The sequence below is a fragment of the Nocardia sp. NPDC060249 genome (assembly GCF_042728755.1).
Classification (GTDB): Bacteria; Actinomycetota; Actinomycetes; order Mycobacteriales; family Mycobacteriaceae; genus Nocardia.
On record NZ_JBHXAQ010000005.1, the window covers coordinates 455068 to 477855 of the forward strand.

The 22788-nt window shown below is 68.3% G+C and carries 19 protein-coding genes; 11 read left to right on the forward strand and 8 right to left on the reverse strand.

The window, feature by feature from the left end; genetic code table 11:
• Positions 1-33: 33 nt before the first annotated feature.
• Positions 34-1071 carry a hypothetical protein gene (locus ACFWFP_RS21520; RefSeq protein WP_379297645.1) on the reverse strand — a complete coding sequence of 346 codons (1038 nt, stop codon included), beginning with the start codon at positions 1069-1071 and terminating at the stop codon, positions 34-36.
• 93 nt (positions 1072-1164) lie between these two features.
• The gene (locus tag ACFWFP_RS21525) at positions 1165-2175 is read right to left on the reverse strand and encodes a glutathione S-transferase family protein (RefSeq protein ID WP_379297647.1); all 1011 of its coding nucleotides are present in this window, start codon (positions 2173-2175) and stop codon (positions 1165-1167) included.
• Positions 2176-2595: 420 nt separating this feature from the next.
• On the opposite strand from ACFWFP_RS21525, the gene ACFWFP_RS21530 reads away from it, so the two are divergent.
• A complete protein-coding gene (locus tag ACFWFP_RS21530) occupies positions 2596-4071 on the forward strand; it encodes an MFS transporter (RefSeq protein WP_379297649.1) in 1476 nt (491 codons plus the stop codon).
• A gap of 62 nt (positions 4072-4133) precedes the next feature.
• Here the strand turns inward: ACFWFP_RS21530 and ACFWFP_RS21535 are convergent, their stop codons facing one another.
• Both ACFWFP_RS21535 and ACFWFP_RS21540 read right to left on the reverse strand, forming a co-directional pair.
• The gene (locus ACFWFP_RS21535) at positions 4134-4484 is read right to left on the reverse strand and encodes a calmodulin (RefSeq protein WP_379297651.1); all 351 of its coding nucleotides are present in this window, start codon (positions 4482-4484) and stop codon (positions 4134-4136) included.
• Positions 4485-4658: 174 nt separating this feature from the next.
• Entirely contained in the window at positions 4659-5690 is a 1032-nt protein-coding gene (locus ACFWFP_RS21540) for a peroxiredoxin family protein (RefSeq protein ID WP_379297653.1), read from the reverse strand.
• A 262-nt stretch (positions 5691-5952) separates the two neighbouring features.
• Between ACFWFP_RS21540 and ACFWFP_RS21545 the strand changes: the two genes are divergently transcribed.
• The 4 genes from ACFWFP_RS21545 to ACFWFP_RS21560 all read left to right on the forward strand — a co-directional run bounded on the left by ACFWFP_RS21545 (position 5953) and on the right by ACFWFP_RS21560 (position 10925).
• Positions 5953-7278: a lipase family protein gene (locus ACFWFP_RS21545; protein ID WP_379297655.1), complete on the forward strand. Its 1326-nt coding sequence runs from the start codon at positions 5953-5955 to the stop codon at positions 7276-7278.
• A 14-nt stretch (positions 7279-7292) separates the two neighbouring features.
• A complete protein-coding gene (locus ACFWFP_RS21550) occupies positions 7293-8888 on the forward strand; it encodes a GMC oxidoreductase (protein WP_379297657.1) in 1596 nt (531 codons plus the stop codon).
• Positions 8889-8937: 49 nt separating this feature from the next.
• Positions 8938-9606, forward strand: a complete 669-nt coding sequence (locus tag ACFWFP_RS21555; protein WP_379297659.1) for a TetR family transcriptional regulator — start codon at positions 8938-8940, stop codon at positions 9604-9606.
• Between the two features lie 113 nt (positions 9607-9719).
• Complete coding sequence (locus tag ACFWFP_RS21560; RefSeq protein ID WP_379297661.1) at positions 9720-10925, forward strand: glycoside hydrolase family 76 protein; 1206 nt, start codon at positions 9720-9722, stop codon at positions 10923-10925.
• A 27-nt stretch (positions 10926-10952) separates the two neighbouring features.
• On the opposite strand, the gene ACFWFP_RS21565 is transcribed toward ACFWFP_RS21560, so the two are convergent.
• Positions 10953-11426: a hypothetical protein gene (locus ACFWFP_RS21565; protein WP_379297663.1), complete on the reverse strand. Its 474-nt coding sequence runs from the start codon at positions 11424-11426 to the stop codon at positions 10953-10955.
• A gap of 206 nt (positions 11427-11632) precedes the next feature.
• On the opposite strand from ACFWFP_RS21565, the gene legP reads away from it, so the two are divergent.
• The 3 genes from legP (at position 11633) to ACFWFP_RS21580 (ending at position 15307) form a co-directional block, all read left to right on the forward strand.
• Complete coding sequence (gene legP / locus ACFWFP_RS21570) at positions 11633-12418, forward strand: Dot/Icm T4SS effector Zinc-dependent metalloprotease LegP (RefSeq protein WP_379297665.1); 786 nt, start codon at positions 11633-11635, stop codon at positions 12416-12418.
• A 133-nt stretch (positions 12419-12551) separates the two neighbouring features.
• Positions 12552-14525, forward strand: coding sequence for a trypsin-like serine peptidase (locus ACFWFP_RS21575; protein ID WP_379297667.1), 1974 nt, complete (start codon positions 12552-12554; stop codon positions 14523-14525).
• Between the two features lie 263 nt (positions 14526-14788).
• Positions 14789-15307, forward strand: a complete 519-nt coding sequence (locus tag ACFWFP_RS21580; RefSeq protein ID WP_379297669.1) for a hypothetical protein — start codon at positions 14789-14791, stop codon at positions 15305-15307.
• Positions 15308-15460: 153 nt separating this feature from the next.
• Here ACFWFP_RS21580 and ACFWFP_RS21585 read toward each other — a convergent pair whose 3' ends face one another.
• On the reverse strand, positions 15461-16213 hold the full coding sequence (locus ACFWFP_RS21585; protein WP_379297671.1) for a hypothetical protein: 753 nt from the start codon (positions 16211-16213) through the stop codon (positions 15461-15463).
• 281 nt (positions 16214-16494) lie between these two features.
• Between ACFWFP_RS21585 and ACFWFP_RS21590 the strand changes: the two genes are divergently transcribed.
• The 3 genes from ACFWFP_RS21590 (at position 16495) to ACFWFP_RS21600 (ending at position 22075) form a co-directional block, all read left to right on the forward strand.
• Positions 16495-18282 carry a peroxidase family protein gene (locus ACFWFP_RS21590; protein ID WP_379297673.1) on the forward strand — a complete coding sequence of 596 codons (1788 nt, stop codon included), beginning with the start codon at positions 16495-16497 and terminating at the stop codon, positions 18280-18282.
• Complete coding sequence (locus ACFWFP_RS21595; RefSeq protein WP_379297675.1) at positions 18279-19373, forward strand: catalase family protein; 1095 nt, start codon at positions 18279-18281, stop codon at positions 19371-19373. Before ACFWFP_RS21590 ends, ACFWFP_RS21595 begins: the two co-directional genes overlap by 4 nt.
• A 119-nt stretch (positions 19374-19492) precedes the next feature.
• Complete coding sequence (locus tag ACFWFP_RS21600) at positions 19493-22075, forward strand: LuxR C-terminal-related transcriptional regulator (protein ID WP_379297677.1); 2583 nt, start codon at positions 19493-19495, stop codon at positions 22073-22075.
• Between the two features lie 36 nt (positions 22076-22111).
• On the opposite strand, the gene ACFWFP_RS21605 is transcribed toward ACFWFP_RS21600, so the two are convergent.
• Both ACFWFP_RS21605 and ACFWFP_RS21610 read right to left on the reverse strand, forming a co-directional pair.
• Positions 22112-22351, reverse strand: coding sequence for a hypothetical protein (locus ACFWFP_RS21605; RefSeq protein WP_378990065.1), 240 nt, complete (start codon positions 22349-22351; stop codon positions 22112-22114).
• A 237-nt stretch (positions 22352-22588) separates the two neighbouring features.
• Positions 22589-22788: sigma-70 family RNA polymerase sigma factor (locus ACFWFP_RS21610; protein WP_379297679.1), on the reverse strand; the 200-nt coding region annotated here is incomplete at its 5' end.

Genomic DNA, 22788 nt, shown 5'->3' on the forward strand with positions numbered 1-22788 from the left:
GCGCGATCCCACGCCCCAGTGACCTCGGGATTCTCACCGACGAGGGATCTCGTCGGACAGACCGCCCTCGCCCTCGAGGTCGACCTGCAAATCCACCGAGAAATGGTCGAGCGGTAGCGGATTCCCCGACTCGGTCATCGTCAGATTCTGCGAGCCGAGCCCGACGCGGTGCAGGAAGACCGCGGTGACGGTGGCCGCGGCCCGTGCCTGGTCGGTCGGCCAGATCCGGGTCGCGCTGCCCTCACCACAGTCGATGAAGTCGAGCCGGTCGAGGTGTGGGCGGGTGGTCTCGGTGGTGAAGGCGCGCAGGCGGATCTCGGTCGGCGACAGCTCGAGCTGGGCGTAGCGGTCCGGTGTCTTGTCGCGGTCGAAGAAGTGCAGGACGAGCGGCTCGGGGCCGGGACCCAGCGCTCGCATGGCGAGGTGCACACTGCCCAGCAGCTCGCTCAGCAGGCCACGCAGGTGACCGAGGGTGTAGACGCTCCAGATCTCGCGTCCGCGCCCGGCCGAACCGGCCGACCAGGCGAAGCTGATCTCGTAGTCGTCGGCGCTCGTGTCCGCGACATCGTGCTCGTCGGCCGGGAACCGGTCGCCTTCGTCGACGAGATCCGGGTAGTGGTGTTGGGTCTTCCAGTTCCACCACCTGCGATGGGTGTCCGCGTCGAGGGACTCGATCCGCAGCGACACCGCGCCCCGGCCGGAGAGCTCGAGGGTGCGCAGGGCGTTGCCGTCGACCCAGCCGACGCCGAGATCCGACAGGCCGCAAAACCATGTCGGTGCACCCCATGTCGTCACCGCCAGGTCCAGGTAGTGACGGAACTGTTCGGGCTCGATGGTCGCGACGGCGATGGACAGGTGCACGCGCCGCTCGCTGTCGGCACCGGGGTCGTTGGCGTCGTCGATGTAGCCACCGGACGGTGTTCCTGGGATGATCACCGCGCTTTCACCCTGGATCAGCCACCCCGCAGTACGGCAGACCTGCTCGACATCGAGCCGGGTGAAGGCGCGGAAGTCGCTCGCGCGCAGCTGTGTCAGCAATTCGGCGAGCCAGGCAGCGGGCACGGTGTCCATACCCGGCACGCTAGCGATGGGCACCGACACGAAACCGTTCCGGCGAAACACCGAAACCGTTGCCGCGCTTGGCTATCGGGACCGGGGGAAGGCTCAGCCGATCGCGGGTACTCGCTCAGCGGGAATCGGTGCGGACGGTGGGGTGCCGTCGCCGAAGGGCCGCCCACCGAGTTCCTCGCGGTGGTGCGGGGTCAGCCAGTTCGACAGGTCCGGCCCCGCGGGGACGATGCCGGTGGGATTGATATCGCGGTGCACGACGTAGTAGTGCTCTTTGATCTGCCCGAAGTCGATGGTGTCGCCGAAGCCGGGAGTCTGGAACAGGTCGCGGGCGTAGGCCCACAGCACCGGCATCTCGCTGAGTTTGGTGCGGTTGCACTTGAAATGGCCGTGATAGACGGGGTCGAAACGGGCCAGCGTGGTGAACAGCCGCACGTCCGCCTCGGTGATGGTGTCGCCGACCAGGTAGCGCTGGGTGCGCAGCCGCTCGGTGATCCGGTCGAGCGCGGCGAAGAGCCGGACGTAGGCGGCGTCGTAGGCATCCTGATCGCCGGCGAACCCGCACCGGTAGACGCCGTTGTTGATGTCGCGGAACACGTCTCGGTTGATCTCGTCGATCTGCTCGCGCAGCGGTTCGGGATACAGCTGCGGCGCACCCGGCCGGTGGTAGGCGGCCCATTCGGTCGAGAAGTCGAGGGTCATCTGCGCGTAGTCGTTGGTGACGACCTGCCCTGGTGCGATGTCGACCACCGCGGGCACGGTGATGCCGCGCGGATAGTCCGGGAACCGGGCCAGATAGGCATCGCGCAGACGATGGATGCCGAGCACCGGATCGACCCCGCCCGGATCCAGATCGAAGGTCCAGCTGAGCTTGTCGTGGGTGGGCCCGCACAGGCCGAGCGACAGCACCGGCTCGAGCCCGAGCAGCCTGCGCACGATCAGCGTGCGATTGGCCCACGGGCACGCCCTGGCCGCCACGAGCCGGTACCGACCCGGTTCGACCGGGTAACCGTCACGTCCGTCGGCAGTGATCCGCGTGGTGATGTAGTTGGTATCGCGGCGGAACTCGCCCGCCTCGACGTAGGTGCCCGCATCGGCATCGCTCACCGCCTCAGTCTCGCACACCCCGCGCCTTGGGCGGACGACCGTCGTGTGTCCCGTGCACCGCCCGTGGTTACCGGCCCAGCATCGCGGTGGCGAGTGCGTATTCGCTCGGCGGCCGAAGAATCGACATGTGCGGCGCGCGAAACCTCGATGAAATCGCGGTGCGTCCCTCGGCGAACTGTTTCGCGGTATGTCCGGAAAACGGCGCGAGGCGACGAGGAAATGTCAGCAGGTGACGCAGGGAATTCCGCTGGGCGTCCGGCACTTCCGCCGGTGCGCGTCCCGCTGACGGCGTCGGCCGGTGGCCGTCTGGCGTCGGGATGAACCCACCAGTACCCTGTGCCCGTGAGACCGATGGGCAATGCGCCGGGCGGGACGGCGCGACCGCGTGTTGCTCTGACCGCAGTCGCTGTAGTGGTATTTGTGACCTTCCTCGACACCACCGTCGTCAGCGTGGCGCTGGGGGAAATTCGGCGTGATCTGAGCGCGGACGTGACCGCGCTGCAGTGGGTGGTCAATGCCTACACCGTGGTCTTCGCCGGGCTGATGCTGGCCGGTGGGTCGCTCGGGGACCGCTGGGGGCGTAAGCGGGTGATGATCGTCGGGCTGGTGATCTTCTGCGCCGGGTCGGTGGTGTCGGCGCTGGCGAGCAGTGTCGCGGTGCTCATCGCCGGTCGCGCGATCATGGGGCTCGGCGCGGCGGCGTCGGAGCCTGGAACGCTGTCGGTGCTTCGGCACATCTTCCCGGACGACCGCACACGCGCGAAGGCGATCGGGGTGTGGGCGGCGGTGTCGGGCCTGGCCCTGGCGGCCGGACCGGTGCTGGGTGGCGTCCTGGTCCACGCGTATGGCTGGCGCTCGATCTTCTGGTTCAACCTGGTGATCGCGGCGGTGGCACTCGCCGCCGCGCTGTGGTCGATTCCGGAGAGCGCGGACCCGCGCCCCGAACCGATCGATTGGGCCGGAGCCCTGCTGGGCGCGACAGCGTTCGGGTCGGTGATCTACGCCGCGACCGTCGGTCAGGATCGGGGCTATACCGCGCCGTCGGTGCTCGCGCTGTTCGCGGTCGGTGGTCTCGCGTTCGCCGGATTCATCGCCGTCGAATTGCGGGCGCGCGCACCCATGCTCGACTTCCGCTATCTCCGTTTGCCCGCGGTGCGCAGCGCGCTGGTGGTCGCTTTCTCCGTCTACTTCGGCATCTTCTCGATCTTCTTCTTCACCGCGCTGTATCTGCAAGTGATGCAGTCGTATTCGGCTGCGCGCACCGCGACGATCTTCGCGCCGATGGCTGCCACGATCGTGATCGGGTCACTGGTCGCGGGCTATTGGGTGGCCAGACGCGGCGCCCGCACGCCGATGATCCTGGGCTGTGTGGTCGGTGCGGGCGGGATCCTGCTCACCCGCCACATGCTGGCCGGAACACTGCACGATCCAACGCTGTCGGCCGCGATGGCGGTGGCGGGCTTCGGTTTCGGGATCGCGGTGGTGCCGTTGACCTCGGCGGTGATGTCGGGCGTGCCGTCCGAGCACTCGGGCATGGCCGCCGCGGTGACCAATACGATGCGTCAGGTCGGTTCGGCGTTCGGTGTGGCGGTGCTCGGTGCGCTGGTGAGTGGATTCCTGTCCGCGGACCTGAAGGCGCGCATGAACGAGCTGGGTCTGCCGACCTCACTGCAGCCCGACGCCATTCAAGCCGTGGAACTGGGGAAGATCCCCGAGGGCGTCGATATCGGCCCGTATCTGAAGTACCTGTCGAAGGTTTCCGAGGTGCTCAATGCCGGCAAGGCGGCGTTCCATCACGGACTCGATGTGGCGCTGCTCGTTTCGGCGTTGATGATCCTCGCCGCGGCGGCTTTCACCGCGGTCGACGCGGCCCGGCATCGCGCGGACCGCACCTAGCGCATCGCGGTTCTGATGCGAAGGATTCCGGCCGGCACGCACCGCGCCGGCCGGAATCGGTCTCAGGCGCTGACCGAAGCCGTCACTTCACGAGTCAATCGCGACGACCACGGACACCAGAAGCAGCCGGGCAAGAAGGCCCCGCACGCTTCGTCGAGGTGATCCTCGGTGTAGACGATGCTCGAGTCGCAGACCTCGATGGCCATGGTGAAGAACGTGATGGTGTCGGGATCGAGGTGGAAATTCCACCCGGGGTTGTAGCTCTGCGCGGTCTTGCGGATCCGGCCCATGACATGGACGGACATCGTCTCGTCGCCGGACAGGATCCGTCGCGCTTCCGCGACGCGTTGTTCGTTGTTCAGCTGGAAAATGAATTCTTTTCCGCTGTAGTCGGTGAATGCAAAGAGCGCCATGACATTTCCCCTTGGTCGATGTGTTCGGCTAGCGGGAGTCGAGCGTGTTGCGAGGTCGAGTGTATCGGCGGATTCGCGACGGCATGAGCGCATTGCGAATGAAAGCTGTTGGGAAACAACAGGTTTAGGGAATCAGTCGGTTTCTGTCCGCGAAACGGGGCAAGGGGGAATCGCCTATCGGCGCGTCCCTGAGGCGAACTCGTCACGACGGGGTGATCGCCGCCGCGACTCCGTCTTCGCGGTGGTGATCAACTCACGCACCGCGATTGCCCCCCGGGCGACCGCACCCGCGATCCGCCCGTCCGCGCCGATCAGTACCGCCGATGGCGTTCCCCGGACCCGATAGCGAAGCGCGGCCTCGTTGCCCTGCTGCACCAGGACCGGGATATCGCCCACCTCCTGCGCGCGGCCCCACGCGACGTGCTCGGCGAGGTCGCCGTTGCCGACCAGCGCGATCGTCAACGTCTCCTGGACGCGCGACTGCCAGCGCGGCAGCTCACGAGCCAGCGCCGCGCACATTTCGCACCCCGGATGGACGAACACGAGCAGGACTGCTTTTCCCGGCGCGAGCAACGCCGCCAGATCGATCCGCCCACCCTCGCCGGCCCGCAACTCGAACTCCGGTGCTACCGCGCCGACCGGCAGCCCCTCGGCGCCGAGGGTCGACAGAGTCTGTTCGTCGACCCGCCGGCGAAGTGCGCCCAACTGCCCGAGCGTCCAGATCAGCACGACCGCCAGCACCACGATCAGCGCGAGCCCCCCGCCTGCCTCGACAGGCAAACCGGCGGGGACCTGCGGATACCGGATCGCGCCGACCGTGACCAGTGCGGCGAGCGCCAGCAATAGGCCGTTGCGCACCAGCGTCGCGGGCCCGATGGGCGCCGAACTCGCCGCACCGAAACAGGAGCAGCTCGGATGCTCGCCCCGCAGCAGCAATCGCACGATCGCGGTGGTGAACCCCGCCAGTAGCAGCGCCGATATCGCCCCCGCGATTCCCGCTGTCCACGGCAGCAGCAACCCCGCGGCCACCAACCCCTCGGTCACCGGCAACCCGATCGCCACCGCGGGAACCCATCTGATGCCTATGCCGAAATCGACCAATGCCTTCCGTGTCGTGGGCCCGTCCGCCAACTTCCCCCATGTCGACAGTCCGAAAACCCCGGCCAGTACCAATCGCGAACCCCACACTCCGTATTCGATCAGCATCCCGGCACCATCCCACAGCCGAGGCGGTCTGAAAGATGATTCGCTGGAACAGCTTTCACCACGCGAGTCCCTCGGTTGGCACGGCGAGTCGCCTGGTGACCGGCGCGGTGGGGTGCTGTGTGGTGGCGGGTGTTCGTACCGAACAGTAACCATGTTACTCTCTGTCGGCGCTGGTGTGACAGGCATCATGATCTGCTACTCCGGCGACTTGGGTCACTGCGGCGACGGCGCCGGTCAGTGATGACGACGGGAGAGGTTCTCGATGAAGCGACAGGATCTTCGACGGGTGTGGCCGGGTGCCGGGCGCGTCGTCGCGGTCATGGTCTTGGCCGGTGCGATGGCGGCAACCGGTGTGGTGACCCGGACGGGTGAGGCTGTAGCCCAGCCCGTCGGCGCGTTCTACACACCGCCGGAGCAGATTCCGCAGGAACCGGGCGCGATCATCAAGACTCAGCCGATGACCTTGTTCGTGACCCCGCCCACCGAGCAGGGATGGCCGGGCAAGGCGCAGCACGTGATGTACACGTCTCGATTGCAAGACGGGTCCCCGGTCGCGGTGAGCGGGACATACCTCGAGCCGACCGGTCCGTGGCAGGGCGCGGGGCCGCGTCCGACGGTGGTCATCGGTCCCGGCACGTCGGGTCAGGGTGACCGGTGCGCGATGTCGATGGCGTTCTCGACGGGCATGGCGGTCTCCGTCGAGCAGCTGGGAATCTCGGCGAACCAGGAGCTGCCGTCGTCGGTGGTGTGGAGCGGTCTGGGTGCGCGGGTGCTGGTGACCGACTACATCGGCCTCGGCACACCGGGCATCCACACCTACGCCAACCGGTTCGAGAGCGGACACGCGATTCTCGACGGCGTTCGCGCGGCCAACAATCTCGGCGGGGTCGGACCGGAGACGCCGGTCGTGCTCTGGGGCTACTCCCAGGGCGGTGGCGCCACCGCGGCGGCCGCGGAGATGCAGCCGAGCTACGCGCCGGAACTGAATCTCAAAGGCACCTGGGCGGGCGGACCGGTGGCCGACCTCACCGCGATCCTGTCGAAGATCGATGGTGCGCTGATCGGCGGTGCGATCGGGTTCGCCGTCAACGGCATGCTCGCGCGCTATCCCGAGCTGCAGCGCGCGGTCGATCGGGTCGTCAGCCCGGCCGGGCGCGCCATGCTCGATACGCTGAGCGATTCCTGCATCGCCGACGTGATCATGCACCACCCTTTCCTCAAAACCGAGTCACTGACAAAGGACGGGCGACCGCTGTCCGCCCATCTCGCCGAAATGCCCGAAGCCGCCCCGGTCTTGGCGGAACTGCGCATCGGTAACTCCACCCCGGCCACGCCGGTCCTGATCACCAGCGGCCGCAACGACGACACGGTCCCGTACGGGCAGGCCCGCCGACTCGCCGAAGACTGGTGCGGCAAGGGCGCCACGGTCACCTTCCGCACGAACGAGCTCCCGCCGATCCTGCCCGGAACCACCATCCCGAATCACTTCGGGCCGGAGATCATCGACGGCTTCGGGCCCGACAACGCGTTCACCTATCTGCTCGATCGTCTTGCGGACAAGCCGGTCTCCGGCTGCAGCATCGACTGACCAAGGATCTGTGTGTGAAAGCCATTTCGCGCCGCTCGATGCTGGTTGCCGCGGCAACTGCGAGCGGGTTACTTCTCGGTGCCCGTCCCACGGGCGCACCGGCTCCGATCGCCCTGCGGTCCAGCAATGTTCCGCTCACCTATGAGGACCATCGGGTGGTGGTGATCGGGTCCGGGTTCGGCGGCGGCGTCAGCGCGCTGCGGTTGGCGCAAGCCGGTGTCACCGTGACGGTTCTGGAGCGAGGTCAGCGGTGGCCCAGCGGGCCGAACGCCGAGACCTTCCCGCGCGCGTCCGCCCCGGACAAACGATTGCTGTGGTACCGGTCGAGTCCGAACCTGTTCGGGCGACCGCTCGTGTTCGACCCGTACGCCGGGTTGGTGGAGGCGGTGCCCGGGGTGAACATGACCGCGCTGTGCGCCGCCGGTGTCGGTGGCGGATCGCTGGTCTACCAGGGCATGTCGCTGCAGCCCGCCGAGGCGGTGTTCAACGCGCACTTTCCCGAGGAGCTGGACTGGGCGACGATGGATCGGGTGCACTATCCGCGCGTGGCGCGGATGCTCGGCCTGGCCGAAGCGCCCGACGAGCTGATCGCCGCCGACAACTACCGGGCCGCACGGGTTTTCGCGGAGCGCGTGCGCGGGGCCGGGATGCCGCTGTCGAAGATCCCGATGCCCATCGACTGGAATTTCGCGCTCGCCGAGCTGCGTGGGGAGATGAAAGCCTCCTACACCAACGGTGACGGGGCGATGGGGGTCAACAACGGCGGCAAGCATTCCGTCGATGTCACTTACATCGCCGCCGCCGAAGCGACGGGCCGGTGCCAGGTGCAGACCTTGCACGAGGTGACCGATCTCGAACGCGCCCGCGACGGTCGCTGGACCGTGCACGTGCAACGTCTCGACACCGCGGGTGTCGTGGTCGAGAACAAGGTGCTCACCGCGGGATCGGTGATCCTGGCCGCGGGCAGTCTCAACACCACGCGGCTGCTGGTGCGAGCCGGTGCCAAGGGCTTGATCCCCGACCTGCCCGACGGGCTGGGCCAGAACTGGGGGACCAACGCCGACCGCATCTACGTCTGGTCGGACCCGACCGCGCAATTCGGTGCGGCACAAGGTGGCCCGGTGGTCTACGGCAGCAAGAACTGGGACGATCCGCAGGCTGCGCACACCGTGATCCAGGCATCCATCCCGCCGCTGGCGGTCGATCCCGCCAGCACGATGCTCGTCGGCTACGGCGTCAGTGACAGTCGTGGGGCGTTCACCTACGACGCCGCCCGCGATGACGCGATTCTGCACTGGCCCCAGGACGGCGACCGGACCATCCAGAACAACCACATCGATCCCGCGATGCGTCGCATCGCGGGGTCCACCGGGATGTTGCTCGACACCAACTCGCTGTTTCCCTCGACCTGGCATCCGCTGGGTGGGGCGAGCATGGGCTCGGTGTGTGACCTCGACGGCCGCGTCCATGATCAGCCGGGGCTCTATGTGCTCGACGGTGCGCTGTTGCCGGGCAACGCCGCCGCGTGCAATCCGTCGATGACCATCGCGGCGGTCGCGGAGCGGGCCATGGACAACCTCGTTGCCGCGGATGTGGGAACGCGCATCTGAGGTGGAATCGCCTCGGCAGCGCGACGAGGCGATGGACTACTGTGACGTGGTGGCTAGAAAGGGCGAAGGTGATCCCGCGCGCAAGATCACCGAAACCACCCTGTCGTTGCTCGAATCGGAGGGGTATGACGCGGTTCAGCTACGCCGGGTGGCGCGCGTCGCCCAGGTGTCGCTGACCACGGTCTACAAGCTGTACCCCACCCGCGACGAACTCGTCCTCGCGGCCGTCGCGCAGTGGATGGCCACGAACACCTACACCGAACTCGACCCACCGCGAGCCGATGAATCGCTCGCCGATGTGTTGAAACGGGTGACCCGCTACATATTCGAGCCGTGGGAACGTCACCCCCGGATGCTGGCCGCCTACTACCACGCCCGCTCCGGTCCGGGTGGGCAGCGACTCGATGCGCAGGGTTTCGCCGCGGTGCTGCCCGCGGTGAGCCCGATGTTCGCCAGTCTCGACGAGGCCTACGCCGCCGATCTCGCTCTCGTCCTGACCAATATGGTCTATGCCCTGCTGGGACGTTTCGCGCACGGCGATCTCGCGATCACCGAAATCCTGCCCGCGCTCGAACGCGCCATCGTCCGGCTGACCCAGAACAACGCCCCGTTCGCCGCGGCCGCCGAGCGGACCGCCGCGTCGGGGGCGACGCCGTTCGAATGGGTGCCCGGTTTCAGCTCGCCCTACTCCCCGGGCGCCGCGGCCGGCGAGCAGTAACCGGTGTGAAACGTTTTCGTGGCGCACCGGAGCAGTTCAAGCTTTGGCAATCGCGACACGGGACTCTGAGGATTCGGCACCGAGCCGATGTCCATGAGGAGGAGTCCGAGCGAATGGATCGCCTGAACCAAGAGTTCAGCCGGCGCAGTGTGCTGTGCGCCGCGGGGGCGGCGATCGCGCTGACCGCGGTGGCGCAGCCGACACAGGCGGGGACGATCACCCACAAGTGCTCGGCCGACAGCGATCCGGGAGAGCGAGCGGACCTGGCCGAACAGGCGATCGTGCAGCGGCATGTGCACTCGCTGCTCGGTCTGCCCGACTATCGGCTGGGAGTCCTCGCCTGGCCCGCGGACCTGGCCGAAAGATCCCTGCTGGGGCGATGGTGTTACTGGTGGCAAGCACACCTGCTCGACTGCGCGATCGATGCGGCGCACCGAACCCGCACTCCCGACCGCATCGACCGGGTCCTCGACCTCGCACGCGGTATCCGAGCCCGCAATGTCACCGGTTGGACCAACCGGTACTACGACGACATGGGGTGGTTGGCGATCGCGCTCGAGCGTGCCGAGCGACTGCTCGACGTCCGGTTCGGCGACGCGATCGGGAACCTGCGGGGTGCCTTGCTCGACGGATGGAACCCGGATGTGGGTGCGGTGCCATGGCGCAACGGCGACGACTACTACAACACGCCCGCGATCGGCCCGACCGGCATCGCGTTGGCTCGCCTCGGCGAAATCTCCCGCGCCGGCCAACTGGCCGATTTCCTGCACACGCGATTGCGTGACGCCGACAGCGGCCTGATCCACGATGGGGTCCACGAGCCCGGCGGGCGGGTGGATCGCACCGTGCACACCTACTGCCAAGGCGTGACCATCGGGCTGGAAGCCGAATTGGCGCTGCGCACAGGGGAATCGGTTCATCGCCACCGTGCGGCCGCGGTGATCGCCGCGGTCGAGCAGCGGCTCACCGCCGCGGGAGTGATCGTCGCCGCCGCCGGAAACGATTCCGGGCTCTTCATGGGAATTCTCGCGCGCTTCCTCGCCGAAGCCGCACTGTCGCTGGACAACACGACCGCGGCGAGAATCGTGCACGCTTCCGCGCAGGCGGCCTGGGCGAACCGCGCCGAGGTGAACGGGCTGCCGCTGTTCGGTGCGGACTGGACCCGTCCGGTCACGGTGCCCGAACATCCGGGCACCTTTCTCCAGCTCGCGGACGCGTCCGCCGCATCGTCGGCGAACCTGAGCCGGGATCTGTCGGTGCAGCTGAGCGGATGGATGCTGCTCGAAGCGGACTACCGGCTCACCGCCGCGGGCCGCTGAGTTCACTTCGACGAGGCAGGAAGCGGCTCATGGCATTTCGACGGTTTCGGCCCTGGCGATCTCGTTGATCGCGCGCTGAACGGCTCGACTCGGCGGTGTCCGGGCGAGATCGGCGAGGTATTCGATCAGCAGTACCGCCGCGGGTTGGGGGTTCGTGCGCTCGCGGTCGGGTTCGGCCGGCTCGTCGATCCCCAGTGCCCCGGCGAGCGCGCTGAAGACCGCGCCGGCGTCGAGCCGGGGCAGCCACGTCGCCGATCGGCGCACCACCGATTCCAGGACGGCGCGCACATCGTCACCGGTGAGACCGTCCGGATGCGCGATCTCGAGCAGGTCCCGAACGATCGCCGCCAGCACCGAGGTGACCTGGTCGGCGGGGAGTTCGGACAGATCCGCGGTGGCGGTGACGAACCCGGGTTCGTCAGCGGCCCGCGCCGCGCTGACGGCGGCCTCGACGGCGGTCGCGATCGCGCGGGCTGACGAAGGCCAGTCGGACGGCCACATGGGTAGTTCTCCTCGCGGTTCGGTGCACGTGCCTCGCTTACCTCCGTACGCGGGCTGCTGTCAGGGTAGTCAGTGTCGGCCACGGTGCCGCACACGTGTCGGGTAGCGGGCTACTCACGCGAGCCGGGCGGTCAGCGGAGCACGCTGTGCGGGAGAGGCGACGGAATCCGCCGTCGTCGACTCCCGACACAGGAAGCGCGACCGTCATGATCATCGACGACACCGTTCGACCGGCCACCGGCACCGACGACACCGGCGAGTTCCATTCCGGCCCGGAGGCGGGCTCCGCACTGATCGGCAGCGTCGCGCACGGTGTGCGCGCATTGCGCTACGCGGTGGTCGACGACCTCGCGATCTTCGAGGGCGACATCGTGCTCGGCACCGTCGAGGAGATCGATGCCCGCCGTCGACAGGAAGGCGTGGTGATCTCCGGTGCGGTATTCCGCTGGCCGAATGCCGTGGTCCCCTTCGAGGTCGACCTGGCGCTGCCCGCACCGCAGCGGGTCTTCGACGCGGTCGCGCACTGGAACTCACGCACCAGGATCCGGTTCGTCCCGCGCACCGCCGCACACGCCGACTTCGTCCGGTTCGTGCCCAGCATGTCGAGCCGGTCGCCGGTGGGGCGGCGGGGTGGACGGCAGACGATCGAACTCGCCGCCTCCGCGCCCGTGGGCACCGTGGTCCACGAGATGGGGCACGCGCTCGGACTCTGGCACGAGCAGAGCAGAGAGGACCGGGGCAACTTCATCGCGGTGCGGCTCGACCGGGTCGACCCGGCGCACCGGCACAACTTCGATCAGCACATCACCGACGGCGACGATGTCGGCGGCTACGACTTCGGCTCGATCATGCACTACCCCGCGACGGCGTTCAGCACCACGGGGCAGGCGACGATCCTCGCGCGCGTGCCGGTGCCGCCCGGTGTGACGATGGGCCAGCGCGCGGCACTGTCGGCCGGCGACGTGCACGCCGCCCACACGATCTATCCGTGACATCACGCAGGTGCCCCGACATCGCGCGCAGGTGCCCTGCGCGGTGAATTCGAGTGGTCCACTACTCGTGATCGGCACCGCGCTCGCGCCCACGCTGAAAATCCCAGCACACATTCTCCGGGCGAGGTGACCCATGGATACCGAGAGCGAAGCTCGTACCACCGCATGGCACGAACAGATGGACGCCGCATCGCAGCGATTCGACGACACCGAGGCGCAACGCGACGAGGTGACCCGCCTGCGGGCGGTGACCGAGTCCGACGTCGTCGACACCAAGGAACAGATCCTCGCCCGCGCCGACCGGCTGCTCGTCACCGGCGAGGTTCCCGCGCAGGCGGTGATCGAACTCGGCAGGCAGGACCCGGTCGACAGCATCCGCTCGCTCGAGCGGGTCATCGGTTTCGCCAACGAGTTGCAGGCCGCGAACTTCCTGACCCGTGGTGCTCGTGCCGCCGCGGCGGTGGCGCGAATCTCGCTGGCCGACAACGGCCGTGAGGTGCCGATGGGTACCGGTTCGATGGTGTCGCCGCAACTGCTGCTCACCAACAATCATGTCCTGCCGACGCGGGGGGCGGCGGAGTCGGTGGTGATCGAGTTCCGGGCCGAGGTCGGCATCGACAACGTCCCGAACCCCACCGTGCGCTACCGCCTCGCACCCGACGACTTCTTCGTCACCGACAAGCACCTCGACTACACCGTGGTGCGTGTGGCGCCGGGGCCTGACGGCGTGGCGCCCGGCACGACATTCGGCTGGAACCCGCTGATCGCCAAGCCCGGCAAGATCGTGATCGGTGAGGCGATGAACGTCGTCGGGCACCCCTCGGGGCGGCTCAAGGAGATCTCGATCCGGCACAACCGCCTCGACCTGCAACTCGACGACTTCCTGCACTACGCCTCCGACACCGAACCGGGGAATTCGGGCTCGCCCGTCTTCAACGATCAGTGGGAGATCGTGGCGCTGCATCACGCCGGAGTCCCGAAGAAGGACGACCAGGGCCGGGTGCTGCGCAAGGACGGCAAACTGTGGCAGTCCGGGGACGGCGACGACGCGATCGACTGGATCGCCAACGAAGGCGTTCGGGTGAGTGTGCTGTTGCACGACCTCGGATCGCGGCAGTTCGATCCGGCCCAGCGCGCCCTGCTCGACGAACTCGGACTCGCGGCGGTCGCACCACGTGAGGCGGCGACAGCGCCGCCGGTCTCACGGGGGCCGGCCGCCGAAAGCCTGGTCCGCGGCCTGCGTGGCCGGTCGACCGCGTTCGGTGGCCGTCGCAGCGTGCTGTTCCTGCACGGGCGTGGACAGCAGGGCCGCGATCCGGTCGAGCTGCGCCGCAACTGGACCGCGGGTTTGAACAAGGGGCTCACCCTCGCGGGCCTGAGCGCCATCGACCCCGCCGACGTGTATTTCCCCTTCTACGGTGATCAGCTCGTGGAGAGCATGGATACCCGGGAGGCCGTCGGTTCCGGTCCGGCACTGTACGAGAGCCTGGTCGCCGAGGCCGCACACCGGGCGGGAATGCCGGACCCCGGTGACCTGCCCGCCGACCCGCAGGCGCGCGAGGCCATCGGCGGGTTCGGTGCGGTGGTGCTGGGTCGGTTGCGCGACCAGCTCAGCTGGATCGCCGCCCGCAGTGGCCTCGATTCCGCGCTGATCGGCGCCATCTTCAAAGACGTCGCCGCCTATCTAGACGACGAACGGGTCCGCAAGAGTGTGCTGGACACGGTGCTCATCGATGCGCCCACCGAGGGTGAACTGATCCTGGTCAGCCACAGTCTCGGCACCGTGGTCGCGATGGATCTGCTCACCCAGCTGCCCCGCGAACTGAACGTGCGACTGCTGGTGACGGCGGGCAGCCCGCTCGGGCTGGACGGGGTGTACCGCAAGCTGCTGACAGGCGGACCGAGCAGGCCCGAGCGGGTCGGTGAATGGCTCAACACCTGGTACGCCGGGGACCCGATCGCCATCGGCTGCCCACTGCGTCAGGCCTGGGGGCCGGATCTGCGCGACCTCCCGGTCGAGAACCCCAAGGAGCGCGCGCACGACATCGCCGAATACCTCGCCCACGCCGCGGTGGCGGCCACGATCGGACACACGCTGTCCGCCTGAGCGACAACACGATCGGCACTGCACTCACGCCACGATCGTCGTGCCCGGGCCACGACACCGACCGCGACGGTGCGGGGCGGACCCGCACCGTCGGCGGCTACGGCGTGAACGGGCGCTGAGCGAGGAAATCGGCGCCCGCGTTGATCGTGAGCAGATTGGGCACCTGGTCGGGCGGCATGATGTTCATGATCTACCGGACCACCGCGGCGCCTCTCGATCCTGCTGCTGCCGTGCGGAACTCGATAGCGTGGCGGACTACTCGAATGCGCGGCAAGAACGCCGCCGTGTCTGCGCGTATTCGGGTAGTGGATTACGCATTCGCACGCACGCGCCCGCGCGCGACGATAGCTCACACAGTATTTCCGCCGAGAAAGGTCACCGAAATGTTGGAGACGGATACGGAAGACGCGGTCGTGGCAGCGAGCGCGGATACCGAAGAAGAGGCGTTCGAGCCGGCGAAAGACGGCTACGGTGCCGAAGAAGCCGACGTTCGGGCGATCGACCAGACCAATATCACGTCGATTTTCTGGGCACGGAAGATCCTGCGTACCCACGGAACGGGAGCCTGGGTATTCGGATTCCCGAACGCTGACGTGCGGGCCGATAGTCAGGTCTCGGTCAGTCTCACCGAGATCGACGCGAACAACGTCCCGTTCCTCGGGCCTGCCACCACCGAGGTCCTGAATGTGGTTCCGCACGCCGACGGCACCATGACGGTGCGATATCACGTGGGGTGGAACAGCAATATCCGGGTGCTCTTCAACTTCATCATCGCCAATTGAGCCGCCGTGATGGCAGTGTCACGGGTTCGCCGGGCGCCGAGCTCCGATCGACAGCGTGGTCGATCCGGGCCGTCCGGCACCGTGGCAGTCGCAGGGCAGGTCCGCGTCGCCGACGACGTCGATCAGGACCGGTCATCGACCCTCTGCCGAGCGTTACCCGAGCCGGTGCGCCGCCGCCAGTGCGGTGAGCACCTGCTCGGTCTTGGTATCACCCGACGCGATCGTCACGCCGAGCGTGCGCAGTGCGGCTTCGAGTTCGCGCCGGGCGTCGAGCGCGCGCAGGTGCAGATCGACGGGCGAATCACCCTGTCGTGGTGTGATTTTCAGCGACAGCTCGACCAGATCGAGTCCGGCGGTGGTCCACCGTTCGACGTCGGGGCGCAGTGTCCCCACCGCCACCCCCGTCCACCGTGCCGACGCGACCGGTCCCATCGCGCGCAGATGGTCGACCGCGACGCCGGGCGGCGTGCAGCTCACGAGGAACTGCCGCTGAGCCGAGTGGAGCGCGTCGGTGACATCGAGACCACTTGCCACGGCCGCGCGCAGCGAACCGGCCGGTCGCGAGCTGATCGCCGAGGCCGACAGCATCCGCCGAGCGGCCGACCAATCGCTTTCGATGCGATAGCGGACGTCCGGCTCGGTGAAGGGCACCGCCCAGCGGCCCGCCAGCTGGGAGCGCACGCACGGTCGCAGTTTCACGGTGAGGTCGTCTTCGTCCGCGCCACTGCGCAACCGGATGACGATGCGGCTCGACAGCAGCGTGGGCGCCCCCGTCGTACCAGGGTGCAGCGGCTCGGCGAACCAGATGTCGCGGTAGGTCGCGGCGGTGTCGGGACACCGGAGCCGGTGCAGTGCGCCCGCGACATCCCCGTCGAGGTTCACTTTGATCTCGATCGGCGTGATCACCCTGGCCCCCTTTCTGTCGCTGTGACGGGTACTGCCCGCGATGCGCGGGCGCCCTGGAAGCCAGATTCGCCTATCGACGGGCCGCGGCGCGCGCGTAGTGCGCTACCCGATCAGGTCGCGCGTCCGGGTCGCGCGACGGCCACAGACGACAGCAGCCGAACCGGCGAGGCTGGGCGCGCCCGCGCGTAGTGGACTACTCGTGACAGGCCTGACCAGGTGCCGGAGACTGGATTCGATCGGTCCGTAGGTGGCGAGCACGCGCCATTCCGTGGAGGTTCTCGATGGTCGACGCACAGCAACAGACACTGGTCACCCGCGCATTGGTCACCGCGGCGGAGGCGCTGGACCGGCGTGTCGGCTGGTTCCGGCTACCGACCCCGTTGGGGTTGGCCGTGCTGGTCGGCCTGCGCAGCAGACTGCGGGCGCGCAACCTCTTCGACACGGGCCCGCACCCCGCCGGACCGCTGCCCCCGGACGACACCGGCGAATTCCGCAACGCTCGCACCGTCGAGGGCACCTACAACAGCCCCGACGACCCGCGCGCCGGCTCGATCGGCTGCCGATTCGGTCGCAATGTCCCGCTCGATCGCACCTATCCCGAGGATCCCGCGCGGATCATGGAACCCAACCCGCGCACGATCAGCAGGCAGCTGCTCACGCGCGACCGATTCCAGCCGGCCACCACCCTGAATCTGCTGGCCGCGGCCTGGATCCAGTTCGAGGTGCACGACTGGTTCGTGCACGACCCGGCCGATCAGGACCCCTTCATCGTCACCCTGGACGACGGCGATCAGTGGCCGCATCCGCCGATGACGATCCCGCGCACGGCAACAGTGGCCGCCCCCGATCCGGCCGCCGCGCCGACGTACGTCACCGGCGAGACCCACTGGTGGGATGCCTCTCAGATCTACGGCAAGACAGCGGAATTCGCCGCTTCCCTGCGCTCGGGCAAGCACGGCCAGCTCGTGATCGACGAACTCGGGCTCCCGCTACTGGACGCCGAGCGGCTGGTGGCACTCGACCCCTCGGCAGCCAACGCCTGGGTGGGCCTGGCCCTGCTGCACTCGCTGTTCCTGCGCGAACACAACGCGATCTGTGCCCGCCTGACCAGGCGCTACCCCGACCTGAACGACCAGCAGCTCTACGACACCGCCCGACTGGTCAACTCCGCGCTGATCGCGAAGATCCACACCGTCGACTGGACACCGGCCGTGATCGCCCATCCCACCACCGTCGCGGCTATGCGCGCGAACTGGTTCGGGGTGCTGGGGGAGCGGGTTTCGCGGCGCTTCGGTCGCCTCATCGGCAACGAAGTGCTGTGCGGCATACCGGGTTCCGCGCGCGACGACAGCGGAGTGCCCTACTCGCTCACCGAGGAGTTCGTCTCGGTCTACCGTATGCACCCGCTGATCCCCGACGCGCTCGTCGTCCGCAGCCTCGCCGACGACACCGTGCTGGCCGAGCATCCGCTGCCCGAACTCGGTGTCGCCCATATCCGCGAACGGCTCGCCGAGAGGCCGATGGACACGCTGCTCTACTCCTTCGGCCGAGCCAACCCCGGCGCGTTGACGCTGCACAACTACCCCGCCCACTTGCAACAGCTCGAGCGTCCGGGCCAGCCGCTGCTCGATCTCGCGACCGTCGACATCCTGCGGGTCCGTGAGCGAGGTGTGCCGCGCTACAACGAGTTCCGTCGGCACCTGCGGCTGCCACCGGTCACCTCGTTCGACGAACTCACCGATGATCCGCGGTGGGCGCGTGAACTCGAACAGGTCTACGGCGACGTGGACGATGTCGACCTGATGATCGGCCTCTACGCCGAACCCAAGCCGCCCGGTTTCGGCTTCAGCGACACCGCTTTTCGCGTGTTCGTGCTGATGGCGTCGCGGCGGCTGTCGGCGGACCGGTTCTTCACCACCGACTTCCGGCCCGAGGTCTACACCGAGGCGGGCTTGGCCTGGGTGCGCGACAACACGATGCGCAGTGTGCTGCTGCGCCATTTCCCGACCCTCGCCCCGGCGCTGGACGGCGTCGCGAATCCGTTCGCCCCGTGGAGGAGCCCGCGATGAGCTACCTGACCTACCGCGACGATCTGGAACAACCGAGGCCCGACGAAGAACAGATCATCGACAAGATCATCACGGTGCTGCGCGACAACAACGAACGCGCCTACCGCAAGTACAAGCGCGGATTGCGCGACGCCCACGCCAAGAGTCACGGCATCCTGCGCGGCGAACTGACGGTGCCCGCGGGCCTGCCGCCCGAACTGGCGCAGGGCATGTTCGCCACCCCGGCCACCTATCCGGTGATCGCGCGGTTGTCGAGCACGTCCGGGGTGATCCGCAGCGATCAGTTGCGCGGCGTCCGCGGACTCGGGATCAAGGTGCTCGGTGTGCACGGGCCGCGCGCGCTGCCCGACGACGAGGCGAGCACGCAGGACTTCATCATGGTCACCCACCGCGAGTTCCTCTTCGCCGACGCGCACGCCTACCTCACCAAGGGCATGCCGACCGCCTGGGTGCTGGCCCGGCTGCCCGACGTCGCCCTGCGCACGGGCAGCGACCTCGTCGCCGCGCTGAACACGCATGTGCTGCGCCGGATCGGGCGCAGCGTGCCACCGAATCTCGGTGTCTTCGTCGCACCCAACACCCACATCCTCGGCGAGACCTTCTATTCCTCGGCGCCGCTGCGGTACGGCGATTACGTGGCCAAGCTGCTCTACGTACCGGTGTCGCCGGAAGTCGCTGCGCTGCAAGGGCAACCGGTCGACCCCGACGCGGGCGTCAACGCGCATCAGGACCTGATCGTCGACTTCTTCGCCGGGCACAGTGCCACCTACGAGCTGCGCGCGCAGCTGTGTACTGATACCGCCACCATGCCGATCGAGGACGCGACCGTGCCATGGCCCGAGGACGACTCACCGCACCGCACCGTGGCGACCATCCGTTTCGACGTGCAGGATCCGTACACCCCGCAGCGGCGTGCCTACGGCGACGACGTGCTCTCGTTCAACTCCTGGCGCGGCCTGGACGCGCACCGTCCGCTCGGCTCGATCAATCGGCTCAAGAAACGGGTGTACGAGGCCTCGAGCAACTACCGCCATGACGTCAACAACGCGCCGCGGCTCGAGCCCCGTGACGCCACCGAGCTCCCGCCATGACCACTGCGGCGCCCACGCATCCGGCGCGCCCGCCCGCCGCGCCGGTCCACCCGCGCGTCGGCGGTGTCGCCGGGCCGATTCATTGTGACGGGGCCGGACGAGAACTACACTTTTCATGTATGGGCGGACTGTGGCAGCTGCTCGATCGTCCCGCCGAATACGACGCCGTGCGTGGGGCTTTGACGAACGGCGGCGCCGGTGGCGTGATCCTGGTCGGTGCGGCGGGAGTGGGCAAGACCACCCTGGCCCGGATGGTCACCGCGGTGCTGTCCGAGCCGGTGCGCTGGGTGGCCTGTACCGCGTCGTCACAAGCCATTCCACTGGGTGCGTTCGCGCCCTGGATCGCCGCGTCGGCCTCGCGCGATCCGCTCGCGCTGCTGCATTCGGCCCGGGAGAACGTGCTCGCCCAGCCCGATACGGTGATCGGCGTCGACGACGCGCACCTGCTCGACGTCCTCTCCGCCACGCTGGTGCACCAGATCGCCGTCGATCGCGGGGCGCGCATCGTCGCCACCGTCCGTAGCGGTGAACCGCTGCCCGATGCGGTCACCTCACTGTGGAAGGACGGCTACCTCGAGCGAATCGAGTTGGCGCCGTTCACCAAAGACCAGTGCACCGAACTCGTCGAGACCGTGCTCGGCGGGACCCTGGAGGGGCTGAGCGCCGACGTGATGTGGGAGTCCTCGGGTGGCAACCCGCTGTTCCTGCGCAACATGGTCGAGGGCGGTGTCGAGGCGAGCACCCTGACCGACGTCAACGGCGTCTGGCAGTTGCGCGGGCCCACGGCGGTGCCCTCGGGTCTGGTCGAGTTGCTCGGCGAGCGGTTGGGCAGAACGGGTGCGCCGGTGCTCGACGTGCTCGAGACGCTGTCGGTGCACGAGCCGCTCGACATCGACATCCTCAGCCAGCTCGTCGGTGCCGACGCGGTGGACGCCGCCGAGGTCACCGGCCTGATCCGGGTCACGAGCCACAACGGGGTCGTCGATGTGCGGTTCAGTCATCCGCTGTTGGGTGAGGTGGTGCGCTGCCGCCTCGGCACCGCCGCCGCGCGCACCCGGCGCGGCCGCCTCGTCGAGACGCTGCAGGACCGTGAGCTGAGCACACCGGCCCACCGGATCCGGCTGGCACGGTTGTGCGTCGACAGTGATCGGCCGATCGACATCGTCTTGCTGATCGACGCGGCCAAGGACGCGGTGTCGCTGGCCAATCTGCCGCTGGGCGAACGACTCGCGCGTGCCGCGTGCGAGCGCGGCGGTGGGCTGCGCGCGGCCGAACTGCTCTCCCGCGCGCTGCTGTGGCAGGGCAGGCCGCAGCACGCAGACGAGATCCTGGCCCAGTTCGATCCCGACCGGCTCGATCCGCTGCAGCTGGTGCAGTGGGGTGTGGTGCGGGCCAGCTTGCGGTTCTGGTCGCTGGGCGATGTCGACCATGCGCGCGACCTGGTCCAGATGCTGCGCGCCCGCGTGGAGTTTCCCGCTCTTCGCCTGACGGTCGACGCGGCCGCGGCGGCGATGGCGGTGCACGAAAATCATCTCGATGAGGGAATCGAGGCCGCCGAACGGGTGATCGCCGACCCGAACTCACCCCGCCAAGCCGTCGATTTCGCCGCGTTCGCCCTGGGTCTGGCGATGCCGGTGGCCGGTCGCGGCGCCGATTTCGCGCCGATCGCCGCCCGCAGCCGAGCGCAGCAGAAATCCACCGACGGAGTCATCCGGGTGATGGTCCGCTACGGCGACGTCCTCGCCCTGACCACCATCGGCGACCTCGATCTCGCCGAACAGCGCGCCACCGAATACCGCGAGTTCTCCTCGGCGGGCCAATTCGTCGGCTGGGCGATCGCGCGCATCGCCGATGGGGTCGTCGCCACCTATCGCGGGCGGTTCCGCGAAGCGATCACCGCCTTCGAACAGGCGCTGGCGGCGCTCAACGCCGAGACCTCGCTGCCGTGGAAGCTGCCGGCGCGGCTGCTGCTCGCCCGCGCCTACGCGGCGCTGGGCGAGGTCGAACAGGCCGAGCGGGTGCTCGGTGACGCCGAGGAGCACAGCGGGCCACACATGGCCCTGCACGAACCACAGCGCATCATCGCGCGCGCCTGGCTGGCCGCTGCCGAACACAGCGCGCACTCGGCGGTGGATCTGGCCCGCAAGGCCGCCGACCTGGCGCACAGCGCCGGTCAATACGCCATGGAAGCCGAAGCGCTGCATCATGCCACCCGATTCGGCGATCGCACCCTCGCCGCCCGGCTCACGACCGTCGCCGGTCGTGTCCAGGGTCCGGTGGCGGCGATCTACGCCCGCCACGCCGCTGCCCTCGCCGACGCCGACCCGCGCGCGCTCGCCGCGGTGAGCGGCGAGTTCGAGTCCGTGGGCCTGCTGCTGTCCGCCGCCGACGCCGAGGCGCAGACGGTGCCGATCTACGACCATGCCGGGCAGCGCAGGCCCAGCGCCCGGGCGGCCGCCCGCACGATGGCTCTGGCCGCTCGCTGTGACGGTGCGGGCACTCCCGCGATCACCGCGGCGGCCCGGCCCCTGCCGATCACCGAACGCGAACGCGAGATCGCCGCGCTCATCGGCCGTGGCCTGTCCAACCGGGCGATCGCCGAACGGCTCTGCGTGTCGGTCCGCACGGTCGAAGGCCACATCTACCGGGCCTGCATCAAGCTCGACGCTACCGACCGCGACCAGCTCGCCGAACTCATCTGAGGCAGGCGGGGTACCGGTATCCGATCGCGCGTCAGTTCAGCGGCTCGGCTCCGGCAACTGGCATTCGGAGACCTTCGGGTTCATTCCGAGGTAGTTGAGCGGGCCCGCGAGCACGGTGAGTCCGATCGTGCCCAGATCGCCGCAATTGGCCGGGGTATTCGTGAAGTAGTCCCGCTGCATCGCCGCCGCCAGCCCGGCCCCGAACCAGACCAGCATCAGCACCGAGAGCAAGAATTTCGCGGTTTGGTGGGCCGGACTGGCCCGGATTTCCCGCACTTCGCGAATCTCTCGATCCCGTCGATTCCGTCGACCGCGCATCGTCATCGCACCCTTCCCGCCGGCGAGCACCACACTGACACACCATGTGAACAGCGCCGACCCGGTGGACGCCGCCACGACACGCGCGAGATTCTGCTTTATCAACTGTGCAGCCCGGTAGCCGCAGAGTCAATGGACGGTCTTGGTCGAAGCACGTACCCGCACCGTCTCGACACGGCGCGGGTGGGACGAAGCTCAGGCGGCGGGTACCAGTTGTTCGTCGGTGGTCTTGGCACGCAAACTGCTCAGGAGCTTGGTGAGTTTGCGGGACACGCTCATCTGGGAGATGCCGAGGCGTTCGGCGATGTCGCTTTGGGAGAGGGTGTCGTAGAACCGCCAGATCAGCAGTTGCTGGTCTTCGGGTGACAGTTGCGCGAGTAGTGGTGCGACGGTGA